The 14,456-nt window shown below is 65.4% G+C and carries 16 protein-coding genes; 14 read left to right on the plus strand and 2 right to left on the minus strand.

The window, feature by feature from the left end; genetic code table 11:
• The first annotated feature begins 122 nt into the window (after nucleotides 1-122).
• The 6 genes from P6U31_RS18045 (at nucleotide 123) to surE (ending at nucleotide 4,644) form a co-directional block, all read left to right on the plus strand.
• On the plus strand, nucleotides 123-356 hold the full coding sequence (locus tag P6U31_RS18045; RefSeq protein ID WP_018317874.1) for a twin-arginine translocase TatA/TatE family subunit: 234 nt from the start codon (nucleotides 123-125) through the stop codon (nucleotides 354-356).
• Between the two features lie 91 nt (nucleotides 357-447).
• A complete protein-coding gene (tatB, locus tag P6U31_RS18050) occupies nucleotides 448-942 on the plus strand; it encodes a Sec-independent protein translocase protein TatB (RefSeq protein WP_407189706.1) in 495 nt (164 codons plus the stop codon).
• Complete coding sequence (gene tatC / locus P6U31_RS18055; protein WP_407189708.1) at nucleotides 939-1,751, plus strand: twin-arginine translocase subunit TatC; 813 nt, start codon at nucleotides 939-941, stop codon at nucleotides 1,749-1,751. Before tatB ends, tatC begins: the two co-directional genes overlap by 4 nt.
• A 200-nt stretch (nucleotides 1,752-1,951) precedes the next feature.
• Complete coding sequence (gene serS, locus P6U31_RS18060; protein ID WP_407189710.1) at nucleotides 1,952-3,283, plus strand: serine--tRNA ligase; 1,332 nt, start codon at nucleotides 1,952-1,954, stop codon at nucleotides 3,281-3,283.
• A gap of 120 nt (nucleotides 3,284-3,403) precedes the next feature.
• Entirely contained in the window at nucleotides 3,404-3,766 is a 363-nt protein-coding gene (locus tag P6U31_RS18065; RefSeq protein ID WP_407189712.1) for a hypothetical protein, read from the plus strand.
• Nucleotides 3,767-3,876: 110 nt separating this feature from the next.
• A complete protein-coding gene (surE, locus tag P6U31_RS18070) occupies nucleotides 3,877-4,644 on the plus strand; it encodes a 5'/3'-nucleotidase SurE (protein ID WP_407189713.1) in 768 nt (255 codons plus the stop codon).
• A 60-nt stretch (nucleotides 4,645-4,704) separates the two neighbouring features.
• On the opposite strand, the gene P6U31_RS18075 is transcribed toward surE, so the two are convergent.
• Nucleotides 4,705-5,076 carry a response regulator gene (locus P6U31_RS18075; protein WP_407189715.1) on the minus strand — a complete coding sequence of 124 codons (372 nt, stop codon included), beginning with the start codon at nucleotides 5,074-5,076 and terminating at the stop codon, nucleotides 4,705-4,707.
• 227 nt (nucleotides 5,077-5,303) lie between these two features.
• On the opposite strand from P6U31_RS18075, the gene P6U31_RS18080 reads away from it, so the two are divergent.
• Entirely contained in the window at nucleotides 5,304-5,954 is a 651-nt protein-coding gene (locus P6U31_RS18080) for a protein-L-isoaspartate(D-aspartate) O-methyltransferase (RefSeq protein WP_407189717.1), read from the plus strand.
• 109 nt (nucleotides 5,955-6,063) lie between these two features.
• A complete protein-coding gene (locus P6U31_RS18085) occupies nucleotides 6,064-7,446 on the plus strand; it encodes a peptidoglycan DD-metalloendopeptidase family protein (protein WP_407189719.1) in 1,383 nt (460 codons plus the stop codon).
• Nucleotides 7,447-7,603: 157 nt separating this feature from the next.
• Here the strand turns inward: P6U31_RS18085 and P6U31_RS18090 are convergent, their stop codons facing one another.
• Nucleotides 7,604-8,608 carry an ATP-binding protein gene (locus tag P6U31_RS18090; RefSeq protein ID WP_407189721.1) on the minus strand — a complete coding sequence of 335 codons (1,005 nt, stop codon included), beginning with the start codon at nucleotides 8,606-8,608 and terminating at the stop codon, nucleotides 7,604-7,606.
• 181 nt (nucleotides 8,609-8,789) lie between these two features.
• Between P6U31_RS18090 and yajC the strand changes: the two genes are divergently transcribed.
• From yajC to P6U31_RS18120, 6 genes are read left to right on the plus strand one after another with little or no spacing between them, the layout of a single operon-like run.
• The gene (gene yajC / locus P6U31_RS18095) at nucleotides 8,790-9,164 is read left to right on the plus strand and encodes a preprotein translocase subunit YajC (protein ID WP_407189723.1); all 375 of its coding nucleotides are present in this window, start codon (nucleotides 8,790-8,792) and stop codon (nucleotides 9,162-9,164) included.
• Between the two features lie 47 nt (nucleotides 9,165-9,211).
• The gene (gene secD, locus P6U31_RS18100; protein WP_407189725.1) at nucleotides 9,212-10,816 is read left to right on the plus strand and encodes a protein translocase subunit SecD; all 1,605 of its coding nucleotides are present in this window, start codon (nucleotides 9,212-9,214) and stop codon (nucleotides 10,814-10,816) included.
• An 11-nt stretch (nucleotides 10,817-10,827) separates the two neighbouring features.
• Nucleotides 10,828-11,847, plus strand: a complete 1,020-nt coding sequence (secF, locus tag P6U31_RS18105; protein ID WP_407189727.1) for a protein translocase subunit SecF — start codon at nucleotides 10,828-10,830, stop codon at nucleotides 11,845-11,847.
• A 60-nt stretch (nucleotides 11,848-11,907) separates the two neighbouring features.
• Nucleotides 11,908-12,291 carry an Mth938-like domain-containing protein gene (locus P6U31_RS18110; RefSeq protein ID WP_407189729.1) on the plus strand — a complete coding sequence of 128 codons (384 nt, stop codon included), beginning with the start codon at nucleotides 11,908-11,910 and terminating at the stop codon, nucleotides 12,289-12,291.
• Nucleotides 12,288-13,151, plus strand: a complete 864-nt coding sequence (locus tag P6U31_RS18115) for a phytoene/squalene synthase family protein (protein ID WP_407189731.1) — start codon at nucleotides 12,288-12,290, stop codon at nucleotides 13,149-13,151. The genes P6U31_RS18110 and P6U31_RS18115 overlap by 4 nt, the downstream gene beginning before the upstream one ends.
• A 45-nt stretch (nucleotides 13,152-13,196) precedes the next feature.
• Nucleotides 13,197-14,441, plus strand: a complete 1,245-nt coding sequence (locus P6U31_RS18120; protein WP_407189733.1) for a threonine ammonia-lyase — start codon at nucleotides 13,197-13,199, stop codon at nucleotides 14,439-14,441.
• Nucleotides 14,442-14,456: the final 15 nt, after the last annotated feature.

Here is a 14,456-nt window from a genome sequence, read left to right on the forward strand (position 1 = left end):
AGATTGCGTAGCGCCCACAGCGAATTGGCGCTGCCTTGGTCCTTGTTTTTGAGGCCTGCCAAGCCTAGGTTTCGGTGAAGATCGGCCGGGTCCCCGGCCATGCGCGTTTGGAGGGTTGCAGGATGGGTTCACTCAGCATTTGGCACTGGATCCTGGTGATCGCAGTGGTCCTGCTGCTGTTCGGTCGCGGCAAGATTTCGGATCTGATGGGCGACGTGGCGCAGGGCATCAAGGCGTTCAAGAAGGGCATGCAGGACGACGACAAGCCTGCCGAGAAGCCCGAGCCCGCCAAGTCGATCGAGCACAATGGTGCGCCGACCGCGGCGCGGTCCGACGTCGGCAGCAAGGCCGTCTGAGCCGGAAGAAGCACGCGAGACGCGGGTAGCGGCCCCGATCCTGCGCGCAAGGGATTGGGCCGGTTGCGGCTTCGCGTGAACGGAAGACCTCATGTTCGACATCGGGTGGAGTGAACTGGTCCTCATCGGGGTCGTGGCCCTGATCGCCATCGGCCCGAAAGAGCTGCCGGGCGTGCTGCGCACGGTCGGACAGTGGATGGGCAAGGCGCGCAAGATGGCCGCCGAATTCCAGGGCCAGTTCCAGGAAGCGATGCGCGAGGCCGAAATGGCCGACCTCAAGAAGAGCTTCGACGAGGTCAAGGAGGCCGCCACAGGGTTCAATCCGCTGACCTCGCTGCAGAAGGACGTCAGCGACGCGCTCCGTGTCGATGCGCTGGACAAGCCGGCCGAGACATCCGCAACGGCCGCTGTCGAACCGCCTGCGACGCCCACGACGCCGGAAGCGCCGACGCCTGCGACCTTCATGGAGGCCGAGGCGCACGCGGCTGCCAACGAGCCGCTCGCGATCACCCGTGAGGTCGAACAGGCAAAGGTTGCGCAGGACACCGCGCCATCCGAAGCGATCAAGGACGCCAAAGCGTCATGACCGACGCCGATATCGAGGCCAGCAAAGCCCCGCTGATGGACCATCTGATCGAGCTGCGCTCGCGGCTGATCAAGGCGCTGCTCGGCTTTGGCGTGGCCTTCATCTTCTGCTTCTTCTTCGCCAAGCAGATCTACAACGTGCTGGTCTGGCCGTTCGTGTGGGTCGCAGGTCCCGAGAACTCGAAATTCATCTACACGGCGCTGCTGGAATATTTCATCACCCAGCTCAAGCTCGCGCTGTTTGGGGCCGGCTTCATCTCGTTCCCGATCGTTGCGACGCAGATCTATAAATTCGTCGCGCCCGGCCTCTACAAGCACGAGAAGCAGGCCTTCCTGCCGTACCTGGTTGCGACGCCGTTCTTCTTCGTGCTCGGCGCGGCGCTGGTCTATTTCGTCGTGCTGCCGATGCTGGTGCGCTTCTCGCTCGGCATGCAGCAGGCCGGCAGCGACGAGACCGCGCAGATCCAGCTGTTGCCCAAGGTCGGCGAATATCTGTCGCTGATGATGTCGCTGATCTTCGCCTTCGGCATCGCCTTCCAGCTTCCGGTGATCCTGACTCTGCTCGGCCGGATCGGAATCGTCACCTCGAAAATGCTGCGCGAGAAGCGCCGTTATTTCATTGTCATCGCCTTCGTCATCGCGGCCGTGCTGACCCCGCCCGACGTGCTCAGCCAGTGCTCGCTCGCGATCCCCCTGCTGGCGCTCTACGAAGGCTCGATCATCGCGGTGGCGATGGTGGAGAAGAAGGCGGCGGCCGCGCAGGCCACCACCGGCACCGATGTGTCGACGCCGGCCAAGCCGGCGGAGTAGGGCGGCCCACGTCCTCCACCGTCATTCCCCGCCGATGCGGGGGAATCCAGTACGCCGCGGCCCCTCGAGGAATCACCGCCGTCTCTGGAATACTGGATCATCCGCCTTCGCGGATGATGGCAGCTGTGCTAGGACGCGCGCCAATGCAAACTGACGACATTCGACGTTGATTGTTTACGCGCCGATCCAGGACCACCGCCATGCACGACATCAAATCGATCCGCGACAATCCGCAAGCCTTCGATGCCGGCCTCGCGCGGCGCGGCCTGAAGCCGATGTCGGCCTCCCTGCTCGCGATCGACGAGAAGCGGCGCGCGGCGATCCTGGCCTCCGAGCAGGCGCAGGCGCGGCGCAACGCGGCCTCCAAGGAGATCGGTGACGCCAAGAAGGCCAAGGACGAGGCGCGCGCGGCCAAGCTGATGGCCGAGGTCGCCGAGCTCAAGACCACGATGCCGGAGCTCGAAGCTGCCGCCAAGGCTGCCGACGAGGAGCTCGCCAGGGAGCTGTCGGCAATCCCGAACATTCCGTTCGACGAGGTGCCCGATGGTGTCGACGAGCACGGCAACGTGCAGCTCCATGTGTTCGGCAACAAGCGCAATTACAGCTTTGCGCCGAAACTGCATGACGATCTTGGCACCGCGCTCGGCTACATGGATTTCGAGGCGGCGGCAAAACTCTCCGGTGCGCGCTTCGTGGTCCTGAAAAAGGGCTTGGCGCGACTCGAACGCGCAATCGGCCAATTCATGCTCGACCTGCATACGACCGAGCACGGCTACACCGAGATCAATCCGCCGCTGCTGGTGCGCAACGAGGTGATGTTCGGCACCGGACAATTGCCGAAATTCGAGGATGATCAGTTCTGGGCGATCAAGGGCGAGCTTCTCGCTGCGCCCGACCAGGAGCGATTGAGGACCGAGCGTCTCGGTCTCATTCCGACCGCGGAAGTCTCGCTTACCAACCTCGTGCGCGAATCCATCCTCGACGAGAGGCAGCTGCCGATGCGCCTGACCGCGCTGACGCCCTGCTTCCGCGCCGAGGCGGGTGCTGCGGGGCGCGACACCCGTGGCATGATCCGCCAGCACCAGTTCACCAAGGTCGAGCTGGTCTCGATCACGACGCCCGAAACCAGCAAGGACGAGCTGGAGCGGATGCTGTCCTGCGCCGAGCAGGTGCTGCAGCGTCTCGGTCTGCATTACCGCGTGATGACGCTCTGCGCAGGGGACATGGGCTTCTCGTCGCAAAAAACCTATGACATCGAAGTCTGGATGCCCGGGCAGGGCGAGGGCGGCATGTTCCGCGAGATCTCCAGCTGCTCGGTCTGCGGTGATTTTCAGGCCCGGCGCATGGATGCGCGCTCGCGCGGCCCCGACGGCAAGCCGCGCTTCGTGCACACGCTGAACGGCTCCGGCACCGCAGTCGGCCGCGCACTGATCGCCGTGATGGAGACTTATCAGCAGGAGGACGGCTCGATCGCGGTCCCCGATGTGCTGCAGCCTTATATGGGCGGCGCGAAGGTGATCGGGCGCGACTAAAGCGTTTTCGAGCGAAGTGGGTACCGGTTTCGCGTCAAGAAAACGCGGCATCACGAGAATCGCGTTGCGCAGATCGGGCGGCCGGCTATCCTGCCGCCACCTCAACGCGAACCCTCGGTCATGGCCTTGCACCGCGACATCTTCTGGGTCGGCCGACAATGGGCGGTGACGGGTGCCGGCATCCAGGCCGTGGATCAGCGCCTACGCGGCGTGCTCGACATCGAGATCGCGCGGCTCTGGGACGACGATCTCGTGCAGAGCCGGCGGGCCAAGCCCGGTGTCAATGCGTCCGACTTCGACAAGGCGTTGACGGTGGCACGCGAACGCTTTCCGCAGCCGCCGGAGTTAAATCCGCTCGTCGCGCAACTGGAGGCGCTCGGCGTCGTCGAGGCTCCGATCATCAGTCCGGCCGTGCCGGCGATGAAGCTGCGTGCGGAGGGGCGGCTGGCGCGCTTCCTGCCGCAATGGCGCATCCGAAGGTAGCAGGATTACGCCGGGAACCCGCCGCCCCAGCCCGGAGCGACCGGTTTGCCTGATCGGCCAGAGCCGGATAAGACGGCTTAGACCCTGCTCTTCTGGAATCGACCCTTCGCATGCGCATTCTCTGCACCAACGACGACGGCATCCACGCCCCCGGCCTCAAGGTCGTGGAGGAGATCGCGCGTGCCTTGTCCGACGACGTCTGGGTGGTTGCACCAGAGCTCGACCAATCCGGCGTGTCGCATTCGCTGTCGCTGAACGATCCCTTGCGCTTGCGCGAAGTCGGGCCACGGCACTTTGCCGTGCGCGGCACGCCGACCGACTGCGTCATCATGGGCGCGCGCCATATCCTGGGGCCTAAGCTGCCCGACGTCGTGCTGTCCGGGGTCAACAAGGGCCGCAACGTCGCCGAGGACGTGGTCTATTCCGGCACCATCGCCGGCGCGTTGGAGGGCACCATCCTTGGATTGCCGTCGTTTGCGCTGTCGCAGGAGTTCAGCGTCGAGACCGGCGAGCGCCCGCCGTGGGACACCGCGCGCAAATTTGGGCCAGACATCCTGCGCAAGGTGATTGCTGCGGGCATCCCGAAGGACACCGTCATCAACGTCAACTTCCCGTCCTGCGCGCCGGAAGATGTGCTGGGCATCCGCGTCACCCGTCAGGGCAAGCGCAATCTTGGTTTCCTCAGGATCGACGAGCGCAAGGACGGCCGGGGCAATCCCTATTTCTGGATCGGCTTCGAGCGCGCTGCGATGATGGACACGCCGGCCGATGGCACTGATCTGGCGGCGCTTCGCGAGCGCTATGTGTCGGTGACGCCGCTCAGGCTCGACCGCACCAACGAAGCCTTTTCGGAAGAGCTGAGCGCAATGCTGAAATAGCGGCCCGCGATGGGCCTGTTGCCCGGATGGGGCGCAGGAAATCCGGGATACGGAAATCTCCTAGCCGCCGCGGAGCGCGGCTTCGATGGTCTTGCCGAGCGCTTCGAGCTGAAACGGCTTCTGGAGCGCCGGCCGGTCGCGGTACTGCTCGGGCAGGCCGGAGGAGCCGTAGCCGGTGGCGAAGATGAACGGGCAGCCTTTCGCCTTGATCACGTCGGCAACCGGGGAGATGACCTTGCCGTTGACGTTGACGTCGAGAATGGCGATGTCGAATTCGGTCGCCTGGGCGAGCCGCATGGCCTCGGTGATGTCGCCCGCCTCGGCCGCGACCTTGTAGCCGAGCTCTTCGAGCATGTCCGCGACCATCATCCTGATCATCACCTCGTCCTCGACGAGGAATACAGAGCGGCCGGAAAGCCCTGTCGCGGTCATGGTTGAGTCCTTGCCCATCGCCAAAAACGTTCGCAGATAACACGAATCGACGCAATGCGCGTTTCGACGAACGGATGTGTGAAAATGGTCATCGCCGCTCGCCCGCGGCAAGCCAATTTGTGGTCAAATGCTCCGCTCGAAGACTATCATGAGTTCCTGAGCAGGAACAGATTCTCGCGCCCGGCCCTGACGCGCAGCGGGCCCGGGCAAGGCAGCAAAAGCAGGCAATGAGCTCCCATCAGCACCCGCCGGAAAAGATGATGTTTCAGCTCACGCTGAGGCGTCGAGGCATCAGCGACCAGGCCGTGCTGCGAACCATGGAGGAGGTGCCGCGCGAGCTTTTCGTCGACGAGGCCGATCGCGAGGGCGCTTACCGCGACAGTGCGCTGCCGATTGCCTGCGGGCAGACCATCAGCCAGCCCTTCGTCGTGGCCTACATGACCGAGCAGCTTCATCTCCAGAAGCAGCACCGCGTGCTCGAGATCGGGACCGGATCCGGCTATCAGGCGGCCGTGCTGTCGCGGCTCGCTGGCCAGGTCCTGACGGTCGAGCGCTATCGCAAGCTTGCGGACACGGCACGCGCCAGGCTCGAAAAGCTCGGTTGTCACAATGTCGAGGTGATGCTGGGCGACGGTCTCAACCTCCCGCCCAATATCGGCCCGTTCGACCGCATCATCGTCACCGCCGCGATGGAGCAGATTCCGGACAATTTGGTCGACCGGCTTGAGATTGGCGGCATCCTGATCGCACCGGTCGGCCCGCACCAGGGTGTGCAGACGCTGATCCGCCTGACCCGTAGCGAAGCCGGGATCGAACGCAAGGAACTCGTCGAGGTCCGCTTCGTGCCGGCACTGCCCGGAGTGGCGCGGGAGCTGTAGATTCCCGGATTGGCTGCGCCGCCAACATCTTATTGGGAGGGTTAAGCCGTTATTTACTCGGCGCGTGTTTACTTAAAACACCAGTTCAGTTGCGTACGAGTGAGTAACCATGTCCGCTGTCGCCGAGTTGCTTTACTCGCGCCGCGTGCCGCAGGTCGCGGTGCTGGCGCTGATCTCCTTCAGCTTCGCAGGGTGCAGCGCCGACATGTCGTCGCGGCTGTCCCAGTCGAACTTCTCCAATCCCTTTTCGTCCGAAGCGACCGGTTCGGTGCAGCAGGCACCGCCGCCGCAGCGTGAGCTGCCGCAATATGCGCGGCCGCAGACGCAGCCCGGTTATTATCAGTCGCAGCCGCTGCCGCCGCCGGCGGTGTCCGCACCGCAATCCTATCCCGTCGCTTCGGGGGGCGGGGTGTCCGGTGGCGGACGCGGCGTCGGCTCCTACGCACCCCCGGCGCAGCCGCATCTGGAGACCACGGCCACCGTGCCGCCGCGCTCCGTTGCCGCCGCTCAGCCGGCCGGCGGGACCAAGATCATCGTCGGCACCAGCGACACGCTCGATGTGCTCGCCAAGCGCTATCACGTCACGCCGCAGGCGATCCTTGCCGCCAACGGCTACAAGGGGCCGCGCTCACTCTCGCCCGGCCAGCAGCTGATCATTCCGCATCCGGCCACGGCCGCCGCACCCGCGCCGGCGCCGACTGCGGTCGCGGCAGCTCCCGCTGCGAAGCCGGTTGCGGCCGTGGCGGCGCCGCCGAGCACCCACTACGTCAATCATGGCGACACGCTCGCCAGCATTGCCCGCAAGAACCATATTTCGGCGGCGGAGCTCGCCCGCGCCAACGGCCTCGATCCGTCGGCCAAGCTCAAGCTCGGCACCAAGCTGACGATGCCGGGTGCCAAAACCGCCGCCGCCGGAGCTCCGGTCGCTGCGGCGCCCGTCGGGGCCGCTCCCGTTGCCGGGACCCTGCAGCCCGTTGCCGCCGCTCCGGCGCCCGCAACGAAGATGGCGGCCGCTGCGCCCGTGCAGAGCGCGCGCCTGGCGCAGGCCACGACCAATATCGAGGAGAAGCCCGCCGAAGCTCCGGCCAAGGCTGCGGAGACCACCAGCGCGCTGCCGACCTTCCGCTGGCCGGTGCGCGGCAAGGTGGTCACGAGCTACGGCGCCAAGACCAACGGCAAGTCCAATGACGGCATCAATCTCGCGGTGCCCGAAGGCACGCCGGTCAAGGCGGCCGAGGACGGCGTCGTTGCCTATTCCGGCAACGAGCTGAAAGGTTACGGCAATCTGGTCCTGGTTCGGCACTCCAATGGCTACGTCACCGCATATGCCCATGCGAGTGAGCTGCTGGTGAAGCGCGGCGATACCATCAAGCGCGGCCAGGTCATTGCCAAGTCGGGTCAATCCGGGGAGGTGGCGTCGCCGCAACTCCACTTCGAGATCCGCAAGGGATCGAGCCCGGTTGACCCGCTTCAATTCCTGAACGGGGCGTGAGGCGCGGGTCTCAGTCGCCACAACAACGGTGTCGTCGCCCGGCTTGACCGGGCGACCCGGTACGCCGCGGCCTCTCGGTCGATCACAAGAGTCTCTGGAATACTGGATCGCCCGCCTTCGCGGGCGATGACGGTTGGCGGCGGCGCGATACTGTGCGCTACTTCGCCGTCAGCTTCACGCCGAGCCGTCCGGCCAGCTCCTGCACGAACTGCCACGCGACGCGGCCCGAGCGTGAGCCGCGCGTCGTGGACCATTCCAGTGCCTCGCGCTCCAGCGCCTCGTCGTCGATCTTGATACCGAAATGGCTGCAATAGCCGCGTACCATGGCGAGGTATTCGTCCTGGCTGCAGCGATGGAAGCCGAGCCAGAGGCCGAAGCGATCCGACAGCGACACTTTTTCCTCCACGGCTTCGCCGGGATTGATGGCGGTCGAGCGTTCATTCTCGATCATGTCGCGCGCCAGCAAATGACGGCGGTTCGAGGTGGCGTAGAGGATCACGTTTTCGGGCCGGCCCTCGATGCCGCCTTCGAGCACCGCCTTGAGTGACTTATACGACGCGTCATTGCCGTCGAAGGAGAGGTCATCGATGAACACGATGAAGCGGAAGCTGGCGTCGCGGAGCTTCTCCATCAGCATCGGCAGTGTTTCGATATCCTCGCGATGGATCTCGATCAGCTTCAGCTTCTCGGCCGGTTTGCGCTCCGCATTGATGCTGGCATGCGCGGCTTTCACCAGCGACGACTTGCCCATGCCGCGTGCGCCCCAGAGCAGGGCGTTGTTGGCGGGCAGGCCATTGGCGAAACGCTCGGTGTTCTCCATCAGGATGTCGCGCATCCGGTCGACGCCCTTCAGCAGGAACAGCTCGACGCGGCTGACTCGCGGCACCGCCGCAAGGCGGCCGTCGGGGTGCCAGACATAGGCGTCCGCTCGCTCGAACGACTCAGCGGCAACGATCGGCTTGCCCTGGGCTGCGAGGTGCGCCGCAATGGTCTCCAGCGCACGGACGATGCGCTCCTGGGAGAAGTCCGCGACGGCCTCGCGGGGCGCCTTGGCGGCCCCCTTGGAAATCCCCTTGGGGCGTTTTGCCGCGACGCGGGCGGGCATTCGGGCAGGGGTGCGGGGGCCTTTGCCGGCCGGGCTTTTGCTGAGGTTTTTGGGCATGTCCGAAGTTCCTGAGAACGCAGCCTTATCGGGCCTGAGGAGCCGCCGCAAGGTGGCTAAATGAGCGGTCTGGCAGCGTTGCAATTGGGGCAATGGCCGCTATAGTCCGCGCGAATTTGACCGAACCGGTCGCCTTTGAGGGCCTGACCGGCTTTCCCCCGTTCTCACGAGGATCGTCCGAATGCTGATTACCCCTGCGTATGCCCAGGCCGCGGGCGCCGGTGACACCAACAGCATGTTGATGTCGCTGCTGCCGTTCGCCCTGATCTTCGTGATCATGTACTTCCTGATTCTGCGCCCGCAGCAGAAGAAGGTCCGGGACCACGCCGAACTCGTGAAGAACATCCGCCGCGGCGACACCGTCGTGACCTCGGGCGGCCTCGTCGGCAAGGTCACCAAGGTCGTCGACGACGACCAGATCGAGTTCGAGATTTCCGACGGCGTGCGGGTGCGGCAGATGCGCCAGATGATCTCCGGCGTGCGCGCCAAGGGCGAGCCGGCCAAGGAATCCAAGGATAGCAAGGAAGCTGCCAAGGACGACGCCGCGTCGAAGTGAGCGCGTCCGCGAGCATTTCAAGTCTCCTGATCTGACAGGTCCAGTCGATGTTGTATTTCACGCGGTGGAAGGCGCTCGGGATCATCCTGACGGCGCTGATCGTGTGCCTCTGCGCGGTCCCGAACTTCTTCCCGGAGGCCCAGGTCAAGACCTGGCCCGCCTGGGCGCAGCGCCGGCTCGTGCTCGGGCTCGACCTCCAGGGCGGCTCCTATCTGCTGCTCGAGGTCGATTCCAACTACGTGAAGAAGGAGCGGCTCGACCAGGTCCGTGACGATGTTCGCCGCATCCTGCGCGATGCCAAGATCGGCTTCACCGGCGGTGTGGTCGTGCGCAACGACGCGGCCGAAGTGCGCATCACCAAGGAATCCGACGTTCAGGCCGCGCTCGCCAAGCTGCGCGAATTGTCTCAGCCGCTGGGCGGCCTGATGGGATCCGGCGGCCAGCGCGACCTCGAGGTCACCGATGCCGGCGGCGGGGTGATCCGTCTGAGCGTCCCGCAGGCCGCGATGCTCGATCGCCTGCGCAAGACCATCGAGCAGTCGATTCAGATCGTCGAACGCCGCGTCAACGAGCTCGGCACCGTCGAGCCCGTGATCCAGCGCCAGGGCAATGACCGCATCCTGGTGCAGGTCCCCGGCCTTCAGGACCCGACCCGCCTGAAGGAGCTGCTGGGCAGGACCGCGAAGATGGAATTCCGCATGGTCGACACCTCCGTGCCGCCGGATCAGGCGCAAGCGGGAAGGGTGCCGCCGGAATCCGAGCTGCTGATGAGCGCCTCGCCGCCGCCGACGCCCTATGTGGTCAAGAAGCAGGTGCTGGTCGCCGGCGGCGATTTGACCGATGCACAGGCGAGCTTCGACCAGCGCACCGGTGAGCCGGTCGTCAGCTTCAAGTTCAACACCTCGGGCGCGCGGAAATTCTCGCAGGCCACGCAGGAGAACGTGGGGCTGCCGTTCGCCATCGTGCTCGACAACAAGGTGATCTCGGCGCCCGTCATCCGCGAGCCCATCACCGGCGGCCAAGGCCAGATCTCCGGCAGCTTCACCGTGCAATCGGCCAACGATCTCGCGATCCTGCTGCGTGCCGGCGCATTGCCGGCACCGCTCACGGTGGTCGAGGAACGCACCGTCGGTCCGGGCCTCGGCCAGGATTCGATCGAGAAGGGCGAGCTGGCGGCCTATGTCGGCTCGATCCTCGTCGTCGTCTTCATGCTGCTGACCTACCGGCTGTTCGGCGTGTTCGCCAACATCGCGGTGGTCATCAACGTCGCCATGATCTTCGGCCTGTTGTCGCTGCTCAACGCCACGCTGACGCTGCCCGGCATTGCCGGCATCGTGCTCACCGTCGGCATCGCGGTGGACTCCAACGTGCTGATCTACGAGCGCATCCGTGAGGAGCTGCGTGGCGGCCGCAATGCGATTTCCGCGATCGACGCCGGCTTCAAGCGGGCGCTGGCGACCATCCTCGATTCCAACATCACCACCTTCATTGCCGCTGCGGTGCTGTTCTATATCGGCACCGGCCCGGTGCGCGGCTTCGCCGTGACGCTCGGCATCGGCATCATCACCACGGTGTTCACCGCCTTCACCATGACGCGGCTGATCGTCGCCGGGTGGGTACGGTGGAAGCGGCCGCAGAGCGTGCCGATCTAGGAGCTAAGACCGTGACTCAGACCGTTCTCATCGGGCTTGGCATCCTGATTGCCGTCCTTACCGTGGTCGCAGCGCTCGGCGTGCTGCCGTCCCTGCGGATCGTCCCGGACAACACGCATTTCGACTTCACGCGATTCCGCCGCATCAGCTTCCCGATCTCGGCGGCGCTCTCGATCGTCGCCATCACGCTGTTCTTCACCCACGGGCTGAACCTCGGCATCGACTTCAAGGGCGGCACGCTGCTCGAGGTGAAGGCCAGGTCCGGCACTGCCGATATCGCGGCGATGCGTACCTCGCTCGACGCGCTGGGTCTCGGCGAAGTCCAGCTGCAGCAGTTCGGCGGGCCCGAGAACGTCCTGATCCGTGTTGCGGAACAGCCGGGCGGCGATGCCGCACAGCAGGCCGCTCTGCAGAAGCTTCGTGGCGCGCTCGGCGACAGCGTCGACATTCAGCGCACCGAGGTGCTCGGCCCGCGCGTCGCCGGCGAACTGCTCGCCTATGGCATGCTGGGCCTGATGCTCGCGATCGTCTCGATCCTGATTTATCTCTGGTTCCGGTTCGAATGGCAGTTCGCGCTTGGCGCCATGATCGCGAACGTGCACGACATCGTGCTGACGATCGGTTTCATGTCGATCAGCCAGGTCGATTTCGACCTCACCAGCATCGCCGCGCTTCTGACCATTCTCGGCTATTCGCTCAACGACACCGTCGTCATCTACGACCGTATCCGTGAAATGCTGCGTCGCTACAAGAAGATGCCGATGCCGCAGCTGCTCAACGAGTCCATCAACTCGACGCTGTCGCGCTCGATCATCACCCACTTCACGGTGACGCTGGCGCTGCTCGCCCTGCTGCTGTTCGGCGGTCATGCCATCCACAGCTTCACCGCTGTAATGATGTTCGGCGTGGTGCTGGTCGGCACCTATACGTCGATCTTCATCGCGGCGCCGATCCTGATCTATCTGGGCGTCGGCGAGCATCGCGAGGATGCGCCCGATACGGCTACGCCGGCGAAGAAAAACAAGGCATGATCCGAACCGCGTGCCCTCGCGCGAGTTGGCGGGGGCAGTAAGCTCATTCGGAGCCCGCTCATGGCCGGCGATCCCAACGCACCCCATTTCCCGCGCTCGGCGCCGATCGAGGCCTATGGCAAGGGCGGCTTTGCCTTTGCCGGCATGTCGCACCGGGGATCGCTGCTGTGCCTGCCCGAGGCGATCTGGGCGTGGGACGTGACCGATCCGGCCAAGATCGACCGCTATTCGCTGGATCGGGTGTTCGCGGCGGCCAACGGCATCGACACGCTCCTGATCGGCACCGGAACCGGGCTCTGGCTGCCGCCGCCGGAGTTGCGCCAGGCGCTCAAGGCAGTGAGGGTGGTGCTGGACACGATGCAGACCGGCCCCGCCGTGCGCACCTACAACATTATGATCGGCGAGCGACGCCGCGTCGCGGCTGCGCTGATCGCCGTTCCATGAACAGTCCCGCGCCGCCGCCTGATTCCGCTGCTTTCTGCGCCGATCTCGTGCGGAGCCACGACTTTCCGCGTTATGCCGCGACGCTGTTCGTGCCGGCCGCCGAGCGCCGCGCGCTGCTGGCGCTCTACGCCTTCAACGTCGAGATCGTTCGTGTCCGCGACCAGGTCAGCCAGCCCTTGCCCGGCGAGATCCGCTTTCAGTGGTGGACCGACCTGTTCTCGGGTCTCGTCCACGGTAGTGCCGAGGGTAATCCGGTCGCGGCCGAGCTATTGCGCGCGATTCGCGATTCCGACCTGCCGGTCGAACCGTTCTCGCAACTCATCGACGAGCACCAGTTCGACCTCTACAACGACCCGATGCCGACCATGGCGGCGCTGGAGGGCTATCTGGCCGCGACCTCATCGGCATTGTTCGGTTTGGCCGCGCAGGTCCTGGCGCCGCCGTCGGAAGCGGTCGAACATCTCGCCCGTCATGCCGGGCTGGCGCAGGGCATCGTGCAGGTCATCACGAACCTGCCGCGCGATGCCTCGCACCGGCAGCTGTTTCTGCCGCAGCAGGTGCTGGCGAGCCATGGCTGCCAGATGGAGGACGTGTTCGCCGGCAAGGAGACGCCGAGCCTGCGGGCCGTGCTGGAGCAGCTCGCAGCCGAGGCGCAGCAGCATTTGACCACGGCCTTGTCGCTGCTGGTGGACGTGCCGGCGGCGGTGCGTCCGGCGTTTCTGCCGCTGAGCCAGGTCAGCGTCGATCTCAAGCGCCTGTCGCAAGCCGGCCGCAATCCATTCCTGCCGCAGCCGACGTCGCGGCTGCGCACGCTGTGGACGCTGTGGCGAGCTTCACGTTCCCGCGAATTTACCAAATAGCGGCTGGCTTGTCGCCTCGAACCGCCGGATGCTCTATGCTGTCCCATGGCTGAGTTGTCCCAAACCACATCGCCCGACCTGAGCGACTTTCCCGTCGCACCCAGCGACATTCGTGCTGCCGCCGAGACGATCAAGGGCGCTGTCGTCGAGACGCCCTGCAGCTACAGCCGCACGCTGAGCAGCATCTGCGGCTGCGAGATCTGGCTCAAGTTCGAGAACCTCCAGTTCACCTCCTCCTTCAAGGAGCGTGGCGCGCTCAACCGCCTCACGGCGCTGACGCCGGAGGAGCGTGCGCGTGGCGTGATCGCCATGTCCGCCGGAAACCACGCACAGGGCGTTGCCTATCACGCCAAGAGGCTCGGCATTCCCGCTACCATCGTGATGCCGGTCGGCACGCCGATGGTGAAGATCGAGAACACACGGCACCACGGCGCGGAAGTGGTCGTCACCGGCGCGACGCTAGAGGAGGCGGCCGCGTTCGCGCGCAGCCACGGCGAAGCCAGGGGCATGATCTTCGTCCACCCCTACGACGATCCGCTCGTGATCGCGGGGCAGGGCACCGTCGGGCTGGAGATGATGAGAGCCGTGCCGGAGCTCGATACGCTGGTTGTTCCGATCGGCGGCGGCGGCCTGATCAGCGGCATCGCCATTGCCGCGAAATCGATCAAGCCGTCGCTGCGAATCCTGGGCGTCGAGGCCTGGCTCTATCCCTCGATGTACAACGCCATTCATGACGGCAATCTGCCGGCGCGCGGTGATACGCTGGCCGAAGGCATCGCCGTGAAGTCACCCGGCAAGATCACCACCGAAATCGTCCGCCGCCTCGTCGACGACATCGCGCTCGTCAACGAGGCCGAGCTCGAGCGGGCGGTGGCGACCCTGATCTCGATCGAGAAGACGGTGGTCGAGGGCGCCGGCGCCGCCGGCCTCGCCGCGCTGATGTCCGATCGGACTCGCTTTGCCGGCCAGAAGGTCGGCCTCGTCCTGAGCGGCGGCAATATCGACACGCGGCTGATCGCTTCCGTCCTGACGCGCGAGCTCGCGCGCGAAGGGCGGCTGACCCAGCTCTCGCTCGATATTCCTGACAGACCCGGGCAATTGGCGGCCGTGGCGGCGCTGCTCGCCGAGGCCGGCGCCAACATCATCGAGGTCTCGCACCAGCGGACCTTCTCGGACTTGCCGGCCAAGGCCACGCTGCTGCAGCTCGTCATCGAGACCCGCGATGCCGCCCATCTCGACGAGGTGATGGCGAGGCTCAATGCATCCGGCCTGAGCGCGCGCTGCACGTGAGCGACAGGCCACGCC

Origin of the sequence: Bradyrhizobium centrosematis, assembly GCF_045571495.1 — a bacterium.
In the GTDB taxonomy this organism is placed as follows: domain Bacteria; phylum Pseudomonadota; class Alphaproteobacteria; order Rhizobiales; family Xanthobacteraceae; genus Bradyrhizobium; species Bradyrhizobium centrosematis.